The 14,451-nt window shown below is 57.6% G+C and carries 16 protein-coding genes and 1 pseudogene; 6 read left to right on the top strand and 11 right to left on the bottom strand.

Annotation, left to right across the window (positions count from 1 at the left end; genetic code table 11):
• Window positions 1-12: 12 nt before the first annotated feature.
• The 6 genes and pseudogenes from CUR85_RS18770 to CUR85_RS18795 form a co-directional block, all read right to left on the bottom strand.
• Window positions 13-534 (bottom strand): TlpA family protein disulfide reductase, encoded by a 522-nt coding sequence (locus CUR85_RS18770; RefSeq protein WP_067631003.1) that lies wholly within the window; start codon window positions 532-534, stop codon window positions 13-15.
• Window positions 531-1,058, bottom strand: coding sequence for a DsbE family thiol:disulfide interchange protein (locus tag CUR85_RS18775; RefSeq protein ID WP_067631000.1), 528 nt, complete (start codon window positions 1,056-1,058; stop codon window positions 531-533). The genes CUR85_RS18770 and CUR85_RS18775 overlap by 4 nt, the downstream gene beginning before the upstream one ends.
• A 364-nt stretch (window positions 1,059-1,422) precedes the next feature.
• Window positions 1,423-2,118 carry a hypothetical protein gene (locus tag CUR85_RS18780; protein ID WP_276155423.1) on the bottom strand — a complete coding sequence of 232 codons (696 nt, stop codon included), beginning with the start codon at window positions 2,116-2,118 and terminating at the stop codon, window positions 1,423-1,425.
• A 105-nt stretch (window positions 2,119-2,223) separates the two neighbouring features.
• Window positions 2,224-3,224 (bottom strand): annotated as a pseudogene (locus CUR85_RS18785) (IS30 family transposase).
• Window positions 3,225-3,325: 101 nt separating this feature from the next.
• A complete protein-coding gene (locus tag CUR85_RS18790; RefSeq protein WP_067629841.1) occupies window positions 3,326-4,318 on the bottom strand; it encodes an IS30 family transposase in 993 nt (330 codons plus the stop codon).
• Window positions 4,319-4,576: 258 nt separating this feature from the next.
• Complete coding sequence (locus CUR85_RS18795) at window positions 4,577-4,945, bottom strand: winged helix-turn-helix transcriptional regulator (protein WP_240312930.1); 369 nt, start codon at window positions 4,943-4,945, stop codon at window positions 4,577-4,579.
• Between the two features lie 137 nt (window positions 4,946-5,082).
• Between CUR85_RS18795 and CUR85_RS18800 the strand changes: the two genes are divergently transcribed.
• The 5 genes from CUR85_RS18800 (at window position 5,083) to CUR85_RS18820 (ending at window position 8,704) form a co-directional block, all read left to right on the top strand.
• Complete coding sequence (locus CUR85_RS18800) at window positions 5,083-5,487, top strand: hypothetical protein (protein WP_280323141.1); 405 nt, start codon at window positions 5,083-5,085, stop codon at window positions 5,485-5,487.
• Between the two features lie 128 nt (window positions 5,488-5,615).
• Window positions 5,616-6,374, top strand: coding sequence for a DODA-type extradiol aromatic ring-opening family dioxygenase (locus CUR85_RS18805; RefSeq protein WP_280323143.1), 759 nt, complete (start codon window positions 5,616-5,618; stop codon window positions 6,372-6,374).
• 56 nt (window positions 6,375-6,430) lie between these two features.
• Window positions 6,431-7,330, top strand: coding sequence for an SDR family oxidoreductase (locus tag CUR85_RS18810; RefSeq protein ID WP_280323144.1), 900 nt, complete (start codon window positions 6,431-6,433; stop codon window positions 7,328-7,330).
• A gap of 10 nt (window positions 7,331-7,340) precedes the next feature.
• Window positions 7,341-7,976 carry a glutathione S-transferase family protein gene (locus tag CUR85_RS18815; protein ID WP_280323145.1) on the top strand — a complete coding sequence of 212 codons (636 nt, stop codon included), beginning with the start codon at window positions 7,341-7,343 and terminating at the stop codon, window positions 7,974-7,976.
• A 239-nt stretch (window positions 7,977-8,215) separates the two neighbouring features.
• Entirely contained in the window at window positions 8,216-8,704 is a 489-nt protein-coding gene (locus CUR85_RS18820; protein WP_280323146.1) for a luciferase domain-containing protein, read from the top strand.
• Here CUR85_RS18820 and CUR85_RS18825 read toward each other — a convergent pair.
• From CUR85_RS18825 to CUR85_RS18845, 5 genes are all read right to left on the bottom strand, one after another.
• Window positions 8,589-8,984: a CoA transferase gene (locus tag CUR85_RS18825; protein WP_280323147.1), complete on the bottom strand. Its 396-nt coding sequence runs from the start codon at window positions 8,982-8,984 to the stop codon at window positions 8,589-8,591. The genes CUR85_RS18820 and CUR85_RS18825 overlap by 116 nt on opposite strands.
• 178 nt (window positions 8,985-9,162) lie before the next feature.
• Window positions 9,163-11,337 carry a xanthine dehydrogenase family protein molybdopterin-binding subunit gene (locus CUR85_RS18830; RefSeq protein WP_168610332.1) on the bottom strand — a complete coding sequence of 725 codons (2,175 nt, stop codon included), beginning with the start codon at window positions 11,335-11,337 and terminating at the stop codon, window positions 9,163-9,165.
• Between the two features lies 1 nt (window position 11,338).
• Window positions 11,339-11,797: a (2Fe-2S)-binding protein gene (locus CUR85_RS18835; RefSeq protein ID WP_168610331.1), complete on the bottom strand. Its 459-nt coding sequence runs from the start codon at window positions 11,795-11,797 to the stop codon at window positions 11,339-11,341.
• A gap of 18 nt (window positions 11,798-11,815) precedes the next feature.
• Entirely contained in the window at window positions 11,816-12,448 is a 633-nt protein-coding gene (locus CUR85_RS18840; protein WP_280323149.1) for a glutathione S-transferase family protein, read from the bottom strand.
• A gap of 356 nt (window positions 12,449-12,804) precedes the next feature.
• On the bottom strand, window positions 12,805-13,764 hold the full coding sequence (locus tag CUR85_RS18845) for an MBL fold metallo-hydrolase (RefSeq protein ID WP_280323150.1): 960 nt from the start codon (window positions 13,762-13,764) through the stop codon (window positions 12,805-12,807).
• Window positions 13,765-13,865: 101 nt separating this feature from the next.
• Here CUR85_RS18845 and CUR85_RS18850 point away from each other — a divergent pair, with 101 nt between their 5' ends.
• Window positions 13,866-14,357 carry a MarR family winged helix-turn-helix transcriptional regulator gene (locus CUR85_RS18850; RefSeq protein ID WP_280323151.1) on the top strand — a complete coding sequence of 164 codons (492 nt, stop codon included), beginning with the start codon at window positions 13,866-13,868 and terminating at the stop codon, window positions 14,355-14,357.
• Window positions 14,358-14,451: the final 94 nt, after the last annotated feature.

The following is a 14,451-nucleotide window of genomic DNA, read 5'->3' on the forward strand; positions in this document are numbered from 1 at the left end:
CTTTTCCATGTCCTATTGCTTACGTTCGTCAATAAGAGCGCTTATCTGCGCAACGGCTTCGGGGCTGTTCCATTCGGCCGGGCCTGCGAGGCGCCCCCGCTCGCGCCCAATGCGGTCGATCAGAATCGTTGTCGGCAGACCCACCACGGCCAAGGCCAGCATCGCGCGCGTATCCTCCGCGATATAGAGATCGAGGTTGCGAATGCCGGTCTCTCGGTAGAAGCGGCGCACAGGTTCGAGACCGGCCCGATCGATCGACAGCGGCAGAACATGAAAATCCGATCCGCCGAGGCGCGCTTGCAGCGCGTCGAGCGTCGGCATCTCCTCGCGACAAGGCGGGCACCAAGTCGCCCAAATGTTCAGAAGCACGACACGTCCCTCGAAGTCCGCCAGCGTCAGATCCCGTCCATCTCCATCCACGAAAGGCGGCGACAGGAGATCACGCGGAGTCCCGTGATTAGGGATCGGTGGTCGGGCGGAGGCAGGGCTTGCCGCAAGCGCCAAGACTCCGGCAAGGACGTCACGTCGCCTCACGGGTCGCTCTCAGCCTGCAACCGGCGCACGACCGGCAGAATGTCCTCCTCAAGCGAGGCCTGATCAAAGGGGCCGACATGCTTGTATGCAATGCGCCCCTCGGCGTCGATTATGTATGTTTCCGGCACTCCATAGACGCCCCAGTCTATCGCAACGCGGCCTGATCGGTCCGCGCCGATGCGGGTGAAGGGATCGCCGAGCTCTTCGAGGAAACCCAGCGTCTCCTCGGCATCGTCCTTGTAGTTGATACCGTAGATCGGAACGGTGCCCGCTTCGGCAAGATCGACGAGAAGCGGGTTCTCCGTGCGGCAGGGGACGCACCACGACGCCCAGACGTTGACGAGAGAAACCTGGTCTTGCAGGTTCGCCGAGCCTAGGCCGTCCTGCCGCCCTTCGATGGGCGGGAGCGCGAATTCCGGGATTGGTCTTCCGATCAGCGTCGAGGGCAACCGGTCGTCGTTGTTCCAGAGGCCCCAGTAGAAGACTACGCCCAGCAACCCAAACAGAAGAATAGGCAAAATCATGAGCGGCCGTCCGCTCCGGCGCCGCTTTTCTTGGTTATCCTTCGAACTCATAGCCTGCCATCAATGCTTGGAAGGAATAAGGTATCAGCAACCGCTGATATGAAGCAAACCGTCGCCGATCACAATGCCGAACGATGGGGGAGGCTTGGCCGCGGCTTCGCAGACCCGAGCCATACTTACTGTTTAGATTCGTAAGAAATCAGTGAAAGGTCGGTATCTGAAGAGGCCGTTGAATTCAGACCTCTGAACGGCCCCTTCGTCCGCTCTCCGGACATGCGCACCGAAAGCAGCGAAAAGCCGGTATTTGAGCAACTCAGCACGCTCAAATTCTCGCAGCATGATGGCAAAGCTGTCTTTGCCAGCGCTAGTAGTTCACCTGTTCGAAGTCGTAGTTGCCATCATAGTCACGCCAATCGACGAAGACAGATCGGTGATAGATACCCGGGCAATTCTGGCCCCAACGTTCAAGTCCCACATGGGCCTCAGGCAGGGCAGTTATAGAAGATCGCTGCCATGAGAAATCGCCTTGGGTTCCATAAGTGCCGAGGACTACAGTGGCGTAGCGTTCGCAGTCTCCTTCGCTTCCTGCTTCGTATTGCCGCGCGTAACGAACATCAAAGACACGGATGGATCGTACGAAATTGAACTCAGGTCCGCTGATATCGATGTCCGCCCGATCTTGAACGAGCCGGAGGGCCTGGTCGGCGGGAACGAATTTGTCTCTTGGCAAGGATTGGAGCGGTCGATGGCTGTCGGGCCGGTACAAGGCTTCAAAGATACGGCCAGCGTTGTTTGGTGGCCGATCGCCCTCATAGGAGGCGCCCATGGGACAGCGCCAGATTTGCAGCGGCGGTTCCACTGGCCAAGGCGTGATACGCCTGATGAATTCGGCGCGAGCTCGGGCGCAAGGGACGGAAGCGGGCCAGCCGCCAGACAGACACAAGAGGATCGCGCAGTCGATCGGGTATGTCTGCGCTCGGGCGGACATTGGTAGCGAAAGACCAGTCACGGTGAAAGCGACTGCAACCGAGGGGAGGAGCTTCTTGATCAGATAGTGCATGCTGCGGAACCTCCGTGAGAGGAGTCCAGCATATATACGATAATATACTATCGCAATGTGAGCGATACCTGAACTGCGACTCATGTTGGGATCAGGGTAGGGGCGTCATCGCATTTCCTCCAACATCTTTTCGCGGAAGACCTCAGCTGGCGTTTTCCATCCAAGGCACTTGCGCGGCGTATTGTTGAGGCGATCACAGATCACCTTCATATCGTGATCTGTGCATTGCCGGATATCGCGTTTGCGGGGCAACCACCTTCGAAGGCGTCGGTTAGTGTTCTCGACTGTGCCTTTCTGCCAGGGGCTGGAGGGGTCGCAGAACCACGTCTGGGTTCCGATCTCGGCTTGCAGGTGGGGCCAACTGACAAACTCGGTTCCGCGGTCAAAAGTGTTGGACCGACGGGCGACGAGGGGAGGTCTTTGATGGCGCTCATGATCTTGGCCATGACCGGCTTGGTGCGCTTGTTCGGGTTTTTCAGGATCACAGTGAAGCGGCTGACGCGCTCAACCAGTGAGGTAACGTTGGACTGGCCAAGCTTTTGTTTAAACAGCATCAAATCAGCTTCCCAATGACCGAACTGACGGCGATGAGCGACATCATCGGGTCGGAACAGAATGCTGACATCGCGGTGGAATTTGGGTTCTCTGCGCCTTCTGGTGCGACGTGGTCTGCGGGCGACACGGTGGGTCGGTAGATACCACCACAGGTCTTCGCGCTGACCTTCCTTGGAGTAGATGTAACGATAGATGGTTTCCTGACAGACCCTGAGAGGAGCGCGTTCGTGAATCATACGGTTACTGATCTGCTCTGGTGTCCAGCCGTTCTTGATACGCTCGATCACGCACTTGCGAAGCTCAGGATGTTTGATCAGTTTGCGCTCTCGAGCACGACGTTCCGCTTGCATCAGGTGAGCAGCGGCACCGTAATAGCCATCGCAACCCGGCATGCTTTCGTCCGAAAAATGGTTGCGCTTTAGCTCGCGAAATATCGTTGATCTGCAGCGCTTCAGAACGCGCGCCATCTCATCAACTGGGACCTTAGCGTGTCTCCAGCGTTCTATCTTGCGTCGTTCTGTGATACTCAGTTGGTCGTAAACGGCTCCCATACCGATTCCTCTCATTAGATAAACTACTGTTTTCTAACAAGAGTCGCGCTTGAGGGTAGCGCGCGCCAATGGTGTCTCAAGGGTCGTTGCGACAGTTTCCGCTATCTCAGTTTCCTCAACTCTTCCCTGAACGCTTCCGTCGGTGTGCGCCAACCAAGGCACTTTCTTGGCGTGCCGTTGAGGCGGTCACAAATCGCCTTCATATTGCGATTTGAGAGCGCCGCGAGCTGGGTGTCACGGGGAAGATATCGCCGTGCGCGTTTGTTGAGGTTCTCGACCGAGCCTTTTTGCCAGGGTGCTTGTGGGTCACAAAACCAGCTGTCAGTGCCGATGCCCGACTTGAGCTTTCTCCACTCCCGGAATTCGAAACCACGGTCAAAGGTGATCGATTTGCGGGCCGGCTGGGGTAGGGGTTCCATCACATCCATCAGCTTGCGCATGAAGTGGGTCGAACTGCGGTCGTTGTTGCGAAACAGGACGGCGAACCTGGTCTTGCGTTCGACGAGCGAAGCCACGTTCATCTTGCCATTGGCACGTTCAAAGATCATCAGATCGCCTTCCCAGTCACCGAACGCCTCGCGTGTCTTCACATGTTCAGGGCGCTCGTGAATGGACCGATCCAGCGGGAATACCTGGTCTCGGGGGCGTCTGGCATACCGGGACCGTCGTTTCTTGCGACGACTTGGAAGGTATCTGGCTAATTCTTCGGATTGTCCCTCAGCGCTGTAAACATGGGCGTAGATCGTCTCATGGCTGACGCGAATGGCATGTCCTTCGAATGTAAGCCGACCGGCAATCTGCTCGGGCGACCAGCCTTCTTTCAACTGAGTGATAACAGCCTTCCGAAGCTTAGGGAGACGGATCAATTTCCGCCGCCGCGCACGTCGAGCTTCTGCCTTCCGCTGTGCAATCACACAATAGTAGCCACTGAGATTTGGCATTTCGCCATCAATGTAAAAATTCCGCTTTATGTCGCGATAGACTGTTGAGCGGTGTCTCCCAAGCTCAGCGGCTATTTTGTTGATCGAGAATTTTGCTCTGAGCATGTCCTCGATGATGCGTCTTTCACGCAAATCCAGCTCTGTATGTGCCATGTCTGTTCTCCTTGCTTTTTCAGCAAGATACCGGAGGTGTCGCAACCCAGTTTAGAATGTGCCCAACACTAAGTATAAATACGCATAATGAAGTTTATGTTAAAAAATCTTCCAGTACATTCTCGGAAAATTGAGAGTCAGTCTTATATTGAAGGATAGCCTGGCAGACTGGATGTTGGGCAAGTAATCTTGGCTCAAATCGGCTAAGTTTCGCGGCAGCAGGTAACAATTGCGTGGACCACTACATCATCGAGTTGATCATTTTGCTGCCACTTCGATCTTTTCAAACGCACCTTCGGCCTGCCAACGCTGCGCGATTTCGCCCAAGGCTTCGAGTACCTGGCGCAGATCGTCGCCGCGTTCTGTCATACCATAGGTGACAGCGGGCGGGATCGTTTGCGTCTGGTCGCGCCAGATTACCCCGGCCGCCTGAAGCATTCGCAACCGTTCCGTCAGCATACGGGTCGAAATTCCCGGCACTGCCCGTTTCAGTGCCCCGAAACGTTGCGGCCCTCCGTCGCTTAGAACCCAGAGAATATAGGTTGTCCACGGCCCCATCAGCAGGCGCAGAATGGAGTCCATGGGACACGCGGGCGGTGTTTTCTGTTTCATCTTGAGGCTCTCCAAGAGTGGTTACTTTTCAGTGCCTACTTTTCAATATGAACTAGGACGCTTTATAATACTAGGAAGAAAAGCAAAACCTGGCAAGCCTGAGCAATTCGGAAGAATGCCCGGGCAATTTGTACAAAATAGGGGACGTCCAAATGAGCAGAAAATCTGCAAAAATCTCCTACTGGGTGGCAACCGGGCTGGTTTCGTTGGTCTATCTGGGAGGGGCGACATTCTACATCACCGCGCATGACATGGTTGCCGGAATGTATGAGGGCATCTTGAAATTTCCAACCTACATAATTTGGCCATTAGCCATCCTGAAAATCGTGGCGGTCGTGGTGCTCCTCTGGCGTCCGTCAACGTTTTTGTCCGATTTCGCCTATGCGGCGATGTTCTGGCACCTGTTGCTGGCCGCCTCGGCGCATTTGGCTGCGGGCGATCTGGGTTGGCCACCGGCCATTGTCGCCTGGCTTGCGCTGATCGTGTCGTTCCTGACGCAAAACCGAGTGCGCGAAAATAAATCGCCCTACGGAAATCTGCTGAACAGCGCGGCATAATCGGCCCTCGGGGCAACCAAACACGGGTTGGGTCGTCAGGCCTCGCCCGCGATAAAGACGAAAGGATGCAGTACATGACCCGAATGCCGACGATGTTTCTTCCACACGGAGGAGGCCCGTGTTTCTTCATGGACTGGGATCCGCCGGAAACCTGGGATCGGCACCGCGCGTTTCTGGCGCGTGTACCGGATACATTGCCAGAAACCCCCAAGGCGTTGCTGGTGATTTCCGGCCATTGGGAAGAGCCACAATTCACTGTGCAAAAGAACAAAGCCCCGCCGCTCCTGTTCGATTACAATGGGTTTCCTCCGCATACGTATGAACTGACTTGGCCCGCGCCCGGCGATCCTGCGCTGTCGGACAGGGTAAAGGCGCTGCTCGAAGGGGCCGGGTTCCCCTGCTCCGTCGATGAGGCGCGCGGGTATGATCACGGCGTGTTCATTCCGCTGAAGGTGGTCTTTCCGCAGGCAGACATTCCTTGTGTGCAGCTCAGCCTGCGCAGCGACCTTGACCCGGCTGCGCATATTGCGGTCGGGCGGGCACTGGCGCCGTTGCGCGACGAAGGTGTTCTGATTATCGGTTCGGGCAACACCTATCACAACATGCAAAAGATGATGCAGGCGATGCGGGGTGGCGCTGCGGGTGCCGTGAACGGGCAGGAATTTGACCGCTGGCTAAGCGATGCCGTGACCCGCCCCGATCCTGCAGAGCGTGATCGGATGCTGGCACAGTGGGACGCCGCCCCCGGTGCCCGCGAGGCAAACCCGCGCGAGGAACATCTGCTTCCGCTGCATGTGGTCGCGGGGGCGGCCCTTGCCGACAAAGGCGTGAAAACGCTGGAGGATCACGTGCTCGGCGCCGTCGAAAGCGCGTTCACCTTCGGCTGAATCCCATCCAACGTTTGAACATCCAAATCCAACCCCAAAAAATCTAGGAAAACCCAATGACGAACATTCAAGACGGTCCTTTCATCGTCACCGGTGCATCCGGCCAGCTTGGCCGACAGGTTATCGACAATCTGCTTGCGGCCGGGGCCAGCCCGATCATCGCCGTTTCCCGTTCGCCGGAAAAGCTGGCTGAACTGGCTGACAAAGGTGTCGAGGCCCGCAAGGGTGATTTCAACGACCCTGCGTCGCTGACGGCGGCTTTTTCAGGTGGCAAGCGTCTGCTCATCATCTCGACCGACGATCTGGAACCAGGCAAGCGGTTGGTAGCGCATAAAAACGCCGTCGCCGCCGCGACGAAAGAAGGTATCACGCATATCGTCTATACATCGCTGACGAACCCGGTTGAGGAAAGCCCGATCACGTTCTCCAAGGATCACAGCGACACCGAGGCGTTGATCAAGGAAACCGGTGCCAACTATACCATCCTGCGCAACAACCTTTACACCGATCTGGTACTGATGGGTGGTGGTCAAAGCATCGGCATGGGGCAACATTTTGCCGCTGCTGGCGAGGGAAAAACCGGATATGTCACCCGCTCCGACTGCGCCCGCGCCGCCGCGGCGGCCCTGATGCAGGAAACCGGTTCAAGTGTTCTGGACATTACCGGACCGGAGGCAGTTTCCCAAGGTGACATCGCGGCCATCCTGTCGGAACTATCGAGCAAGGACATTCCCTATATCCCGATCTCAACCGACGAACTGGTCCAGGGCATGATCGGCGCCGGTTTGCCCGAGCACATGGCAAAGGTCTTTGCGTCCTTCGACGAGGCGATGGCGAAGGATTATCTGAGCGTTGCAACGGACGATCTGGAAAGCCTGACCGGGCAAGCGGGGCAGTCGGTGCGTGATTTCCTGATTGCCAACAAGCCTGCCCTGCTGACCCCACAGGCGCAATGAGGAAAGCACGATGAAACTTTACAACGCCAATTTCTCGCCAAACGCCCTTCGCGTGCGCGCGGTCGCCCTGGAACTGGGGATCGATCTTGAAATCATCGAGGTCGATCTCCAGGGCGGCGACAACCGAAGCGCGGAATTCCTGTCGATGAACCCCAACGGCAAGGTGCCTGTGCTTGTGGACGACGATTTCGTGATCTGGGAATCGCGTGCCATCAATTCCTATCTTGCCAGCAAGAAACCCAAGCGCGGTCTTCACCCGGATGATCCGAAGTCCCGCGCAACGGTGGACCAGTGGTTATACTGGCAGACAATTCACCTTGGGCCAGCGATGCAAAAGCTGTCGTTCGAGCGGTTTCTGAAAGCGAAGTTCGGCATGGGTGATCCGGACCAAGGCGTCATCGAGGCGGAACTGAAAAACGTAGATCAATTTCTGGCGGTGCTGGAAATCGGCCTTGCCGGCAAGGACTGGATCGCGGGCGATCTGAGCGTCGCGGATTTCGCACTGGCCTCGACATTCATGTACCGTGCGCAGTCTGACATATCGCTTGACGATCTGCCAAATGTCGCGGCCTGGATCGAACGGCTGGAGGCGCGCCAGTCGTGGAAAGATGCGTTTGCACCCGTTCGGGAATTGCTTGGCCTGTAGAAATTGCAGAAGTGCTTTCGGGGGCGAGCCAGTCGCCCCGCCACAGTGAAGGACATATCGTGCAAATCGTGCCATACACGCGCGCGGGGACGGCGGCAGGACGGGATTGCCATTCTAATGGCGATCGGGATGCTTAACCCCGAGCCTTTGAACGAAGCGATCGAAATCTCACTGATTGAGGCCGATCCGGATCAGCGCGGAGCTTTGGGATATAACCGAACGAAACAGAAAGGCAGGAAATGTTTGAACTGACACCCCGCATCGGTCCAAGACCAGAAACCACCGACTGCGCGCCGCATGAGCAGGTAAGCCAGAACCCCGACGCAAGTACCTATCAAAAGCTCAAGGAACGGGCCTTTGACTTTCCTTTCGTGGAGCGCCGCCCCAGTATCATCTCTGTTCCCGGTGCCGAGGCTCTTTGGCTGGCACACGATCACGCGCACGGTTGTCAGGAATCCTTTATGGTGGGAAACGAGTTCGCGCATGTGCATCCGCAATATGATGGTTCGATGCATCTGATGCTCCCGCTCGAATGCACCCGCGAGCTCTTCGCCAAAGGCTGGGGCGAGCCACACCCGATGGCGGCTACTGGCATGATCCCGGCGACCGCCGTCATGGTGTTTGCGCCGCGTAATTTGCAAGAGATCGAAACAGCTTTGCAAATTCTTGCCGTATCTTATGATTTTGCGTCTGGAAAACTCTCGAATCCCGCCCCGATCCTGTTGTGAAAATGAGTGAACGGAATGTGTCGCGACACAACGGTATTTCCCGGCCTTCGTCCGACTTCCAGTCGAGGCCCAGCGTCTTTTTGTTGCGGCCCAGCGTTTTCCACCAGACACCCACTCCGTCCTCGGCCTTGGGTCCAAGGTCACGCATCATGTCGGTTCGGTTCGGTGCCTCGATCTTGATGACATCGGCACCGAAGTCGGAAAGCAACGCAGCCGAAAGCGGCCCCGCAATCACATGACCGAGTTCGATGATTTTCAGGTGATTAAGTGGTCCAGTCATACGCTTTCATCGCTGATAACCTAACACATGTTAGATTATCAGCGATGAGGAAATCAATCCTAAACACGCGATACTGGAAATCGGACCGCTGCGTTCAGGCACTCCGCATCCATCCACGTGTCAAAGCAAGAACGCGCGCGCGCCAAAGGACTGCGCGCGCCAACGGAACCTACAATTGTCAGGCCAATCCTTGACGCGAAAATGGTAACTCGCGAACTGTCTTGCCGGTTGCCCTGCGGACTGCATTCGCCACGGCGGGACCAATTGGCGGTGTACCGGGCTCGCCTATGCCTGTCGGCGCCTCGGTTGATTGGACGATGTGAACGTCCACCCGTGGCATGTCGGCGATCCGAAGCGGCATGTAGTCGTAGAAATTCGACTGGTCCACCTCGCCTGCAGTCATCGTGATCTCTTCACGCAGGATCGCCGAGAGGCCGTAGCCCAGGCCACCTTCAATCTGCGCCTCGATGTTCGAGGGGTTTATCGGGACACCGCAATCGACACCACAGGTCACACGCTCGACCTTGACGGTGCCATCCTCGCGGATCCTAACATCCGCGATTTCGGCGACGTAGGAACCGAAGCTTTTGTGCACCGCGATGCCCCGTGTCAGGCCGGCCGGTATCGTACCGGCCTTTACGGCTGCCAGTTCCAGCACGCCACGCGCGCGCGGATCGGTGAGGTAGCGCAGACGGAATTCCACCGGATCGGCACCCGCCGCCTCCGCCAACTCATCCATGATCGTCTCGACGACATAAGCCGTGTGCGTATGCCCGACCGACCGCCACCAGAGCACGGGAACACCGACAAGCGGATGATGAACATCGACCGACCAGCCCGGAATGGTGTATGCCGAGTGCTGCCCAAGGCCCTCAACAGAAGACGCATCGACGCCGTTGTTCACCATGAACTGTTCGAACGCGGTTCCGATGGCGATACCCTGCCCCACCACGCGCTGTTTCCACGAAGTGATATTGCCCTCTGCATCAAGACCGGCACGCACACGGTGCATGTGCATCGGGCGATAATATCCGCCGCGCACATCGTCCTCGCGGGTCCAGACCAGCTTGATCGGGCGCGCCTGCCCATGGGTTTGCAGCCACGCTTGCGCAATCATCGCCGCCTCGGCCACATAGTGGCTGTCATAGATCGCGCGGCGCCCGAATGAGCCACCGCCCCAAAGGGTCTCGATTTTCACTGAACCGGGATCAATGCCAAGGACCTGAGCACCGATGTTCTGGTCCAGGGTCTGGATCTGCGATCCGGTCCAAAACGCCGCCTCGGTCCCGTCGAACAGAACGGTGACGTCTATCGGCTCCATCGGGGTATGCGCGAGATACGGGAAGAAGTAATCGGCTTCGACCACCTTCGCCTCTTCGGCCTCCGAGACTGCGGCGCTATGGAATGCGATGCCATCTTCATCCAGCAATGCGGTGTACTCTGCCCGCAAATCCTCTGTGCCCCGATTTTCAGCGTTCGAGAAATCCCATTCGGCAGCCAGAGCGTTACGCGCCTGAATGGCCTGCCACGTGGATTCAGCGATGACTGTGGCCCGATCCGGCAGGCGGATCACGTCGATCACGCCGGGCATTGCCCGCGCCTCGGCTTCATTCAGTCCGACCAACACGCCACCAAAGCGCGGGCTGCGGAGGCTAACAGCGTACATCAGCCCGTCCATCGCGACATCCATGCCGAACATGTCGGTGGCACCTTGGGTCTTGGGCGCAACATCCACCCGCGGAAAGGACTTGCCGATATACACCCACTGGTCGGGCGTTTTCAGCGTCACGCTGTCTGGCACGCCCTGCCTGGCAGCAGCGGTGGCCATGTCGCCCAGCGTAGCTGTGTTCGGGCCACCACTGATCTCACCTTTTGATATGGTGACGTCCGAAGGATCGACGCCCCAGGTCTCGGCTGCCGCGGCGACAAACATTGCGCGCGCCGTCGCCCCCGCCTCACGGTATTGCTGCCATGAGTTGGGCATCGCAGTCGATCCACCTGTGCCCTGCACACCCAGGAGCGTGTTGGCATAAAGACCCGTGTTGGCAGGTGCAAATTCTGTGGTGACCTGCGCCGCATCCGCATCAAGCTCGTCCGCAATCAGCGTTGCCAATCCCGTGGCGGTCCCTTGGCCCATGTCCAGATGTTTGACGATCACGACAACAGTGTTGTCAGGACGAATATGGACAAAAGGCGTGGCCAGACCGTCGGTACCAGCTTGTGCAGCTGCTGCGATCGGCTGAAGCGCACCACCCAGAATAAGGCCACCCGCAGCGCCCGCGCTCAGTTTGAGAAAGCCGCGCCGCGTTGTAACCGTTGCTGGGACGGCCTGTGAGATAATCCTGTTCAGCATGTTAACCCTCCACAATTTCGGATGCGCGATGGATCGCTTTGCGGATCCGTGCATAGGTGGCACACCGGCAAAGGTTTCCATCCATTGCCGCGTCGATGTCTTCGTCGGTCGGTTTGGGCGTGTCCCGCAACAGCGCCGCCGCCGACAGGATTTGGCCTGACTGGCAATAGCCGCATTGCGGCACCTCCAACTCGACCCACGCCGCGCGGATCGCTTCGGTGGTCTCATCCAGCGCGCCCTCGATCGTAGTCACGGTAGCGCCGTCGATGTCGCCCACATACGTCTGACAAGAGCGTACAGGCGCACCATCGACATGCACCGTACAGGCCCCGCACGAGGCAACCCCGCAGCCGAATTTGGTGCCGGTCAAGCCCAGCTCATCGCGCAGCGCCCACAACAATGGTGTATCCGGACTTGCCGCGATCTCGCGCGGCTCACCGTTCAAGGTCAGTTTGATCATCGCTCACTTCTCCATTTTTCAGCTCAAGTCCGGTGCGGTGGACGCAAAGGTCTCATCCGCGCTTATTCTGTCCCACCACTCTTGCACGCCGTCGATCGACAGGATCGCCGGGCCATCTTCGGTCATGGTCGCATAGGCGATGAGCGGCCCAAGCAGATAATCGGCAAACCCGGGTGTATCCCCGGCGAGAAACGGCGCGTCGCCCCTATTCTCCATAACAAGGCTGACCAGCTTCTTGGCCTGATCAAGGCAGGATGTGCGCATTTCTTCATCCTTTCCACCAACGAAGTCGGGAAACAGATGGTAGGCCACGAACCCGATGATCGCACCGTAGCCGTAATTGCCGATCAACGCCGCGTTCTCGTCAGCTTTCGCACAAACCTTTGCGTCGGCAGGAAACATCGAAGGCTTCGGGTCGCGCGCTTCGAGGTATCGGACGATTGCATCGGTTTCACGCAGGCGCAGTCCGTCGATATCAAGAACAGGCACCTTACCGAAAGGGTGGCGCTCAAGATGCTCTGGTTCCTGCGGCTCGCCCTCCAAGACGTTGACAGGTACCTGATCGTAAGGAACGCCCTTGCTCGCCAATACGCAGCGCACGGTGCGCACATATGTTGAACCGTCGAAACCAAAGAGAGTTGTTTTTGTCATAGTATCCTCGTTGTTTTATTTGTGAGTTTGAGAGATATCGGCGTTCAGATACCCAGCAGATAGGGTGACAAGTTCGCGCAGTCTTTCAGAGCCCTGCCTCGAAGTGTCGGATGCACACTGACGTGGCGTTGGTCGGAGCGGTCACGGTTTCGCGTCCGCAATCCGTGATCTTGCGTGTGCCTCAGGAATTCACCATCTCCGTTCTACACGAGACATGCGACACCATAAGTGCATGGCAGCTTGACGATGCAGGTCCGAAGAAATTGTTTAATGTGCACCGCATTGAATCTCATGTCGCTTTGCCGCCAACAACCTGCAAGGGAGCGCCGTCGGGTGCCCCCTTGCAGTGCCAAGTATTACATCCAGGTCGACGGGAGATAGCGATAGGCTTCACCATCCCGCAGAATACGGCCAAAACCCGGGAAGTGGATGTGGCTGCCCGCGACGAGCATCTTGTCGGCCGACACCATATCAAACACTCGGCGGCGGGATTCTGCGGCTTGAGCGGGATCAGAGTCGAAACCAAACCCGACATCCGGCAACGCCGTATGCACATCCGCCGAGTGCAGCGTGTCGGCAATCATCAGCAATTGGCGATCCCCGCCGTCTATCATTACAATAGAATGACCGGGCGAATGGCCGGGAGACAGCATCATCGACAGACCCGGAGCAGCATCGCCACCGTCGGCGATGCGGGTCACTCTTGTGCCATAGGCATTCAACACGGTTTGTGCCAGTTGGAACAGGCCTTTCGCTTCGTCGGGGGCCTGCGCCATCATCGCCTCATCGGTCCAGAAACCCGCCTCGACGTCGCCAATCGCGAGTTCGGCGTTCTGGAACACCGCGTCACCACCACGGATCAACCCGCCAAGGTGATCGGGATGCGCATGCGTCAAAACCACCAGATCAACGTCATCCGACGCGACACCGGCTGCGGCCAGAGCAGGTGTTACCCCACCAAAGCCCGGCCCGAGCAGTTCTTGCTCGCCCATACCCGCATCGATCAGGATCGTGCGGTCGTCTGACTGCAGAAGGAACGCCGACACAGGCGCGGGCAAGGCATCTGGTCCGATGCCAACCTGCTGCATGACAGGGTCAATTTCGTCGCTGCCGAAGAAAAAACCACGCCCCAAAGGTGCGATCCCGTCGAGCAGAGCGGTGATGCGGTATTGTCCGAGCGGAGCAGAATAAAGCGCCGCCTCTTGCATCGCGCTATGCCCTGCGGCCAGCGCCGGAGTTGCAGCCCCTGCGAGAGCAGCGGTTGCAGGCAATGCGGCAGCACCTTTGAGCAGGTTGCGTCGGTTGATCTTGGTCACAGTAAGTCCTTTCGTGTTGGATTAATTCGTACCCGAAGTTTATGGTCGCAAATGTGGCTTTGCCGCATTGCATTTACGACTGATGTGGATACTTAGCGTGCATGGAAAAGAAATCCAACCTCAATGATCTGGCCTGCTTTCAGGTCTACACGCTGCATCATGCGTTTGGCCGCTATTATCAGGCGGCGTTTGCAGAAAGCGGCCTGACCTATGCAAAGTACATTATCTTGAAAGCTCTGGATACGCAGGCACCGATGTCCCTTTCTGAGCTCTCGCAACATGTAGGTGTTGAACCAAACACGGTCTCGCCTCTCGCCAAAAAAATGGCGACCTATGGCGTGATCGAGCGGGTGCGCGACGCTGAAGACGAACGCCGCATTGTTTTACGTCTCACGGAATATGGCTTCCAGGTCGTGAAAGCCGCCGATCAGGTTGTGGCGCAAAATTTCGCAGATCTCGGGATCTCGGATGATGATGCCAGTCAAGCGATTGCTCTGATATCACGCCTCCGTTCGGCGGTGGAAAAAGCCAGGCCGGTTCGGTTCGATTTGCCTCAAGCGCCTCCAAGAGCGCAAGACAGCCTGCCGGATTGAGGCGCTGCAGCAGGCATGGACGCAGCGTTTTCCCGGTTGATCCCATACTAACACCAGATGGTGTCAAGGGTAAAACCTGGACGACATACCGCCC

It is taken from the genome of Sulfitobacter faviae (assembly GCF_029870955.1).
Lineage (GTDB): Bacteria > Pseudomonadota > Alphaproteobacteria > Rhodobacterales > Rhodobacteraceae > Sulfitobacter > Sulfitobacter faviae.

What these genes read in the sequence shown, in the direction of transcription:
- CUR85_RS18775 (WP_067631000.1), bottom strand. Translation starts at nt 1,058, where the DNA reads ATGATTTTGCCTATTCTTCTGTTTGGGTTGCTGGGCGTAGTCTTCTAC.
- CUR85_RS18780 (WP_276155423.1), bottom strand. Translation starts at nt 2,118, where the DNA reads ATGCACTATCTGATCAAGAAGCTCCTCCCCTCGGTTGCAGTCGCTTTC.
- CUR85_RS18790 (WP_067629841.1), bottom strand. Translation starts at nt 4,318, where the DNA reads ATGGCACATACAGAGCTGGATTTGCGTGAAAGACGCATCATCGAGGAC.
- CUR85_RS18800 (WP_280323141.1), top strand. Translation starts at nt 5,083, where the DNA reads ATGAGCAGAAAATCTGCAAAAATCTCCTACTGGGTGGCAACCGGGCTG.
- CUR85_RS18805 (WP_280323143.1), top strand. Translation starts at nt 5,616, where the DNA reads ATGGACTGGGATCCGCCGGAAACCTGGGATCGGCACCGCGCGTTTCTG.
- CUR85_RS18810 (WP_280323144.1), top strand. Translation starts at nt 6,431, where the DNA reads ATGACGAACATTCAAGACGGTCCTTTCATCGTCACCGGTGCATCCGGC.
- CUR85_RS18815 (WP_280323145.1), top strand. Translation starts at nt 7,341, where the DNA reads ATGAAACTTTACAACGCCAATTTCTCGCCAAACGCCCTTCGCGTGCGC.
- CUR85_RS18820 (WP_280323146.1), top strand. Translation starts at nt 8,216, where the DNA reads ATGTTTGAACTGACACCCCGCATCGGTCCAAGACCAGAAACCACCGAC.
- CUR85_RS18825 (WP_280323147.1), bottom strand. Translation starts at nt 8,984, where the DNA reads ATGACTGGACCACTTAATCACCTGAAAATCATCGAACTCGGTCATGTG.
- CUR85_RS18830 (WP_168610332.1), bottom strand. Translation starts at nt 11,337, where the DNA reads ATGCTGAACAGGATTATCTCACAGGCCGTCCCAGCAACGGTTACAACG.
- CUR85_RS18835 (WP_168610331.1), bottom strand. Translation starts at nt 11,797, where the DNA reads ATGATCAAACTGACCTTGAACGGTGAGCCGCGCGAGATCGCGGCAAGT.
- CUR85_RS18840 (WP_280323149.1), bottom strand. Translation starts at nt 12,448, where the DNA reads ATGACAAAAACAACTCTCTTTGGTTTCGACGGTTCAACATATGTGCGC.
- CUR85_RS18850 (WP_280323151.1), top strand. Translation starts at nt 13,866, where the DNA reads ATGGAAAAGAAATCCAACCTCAATGATCTGGCCTGCTTTCAGGTCTAC.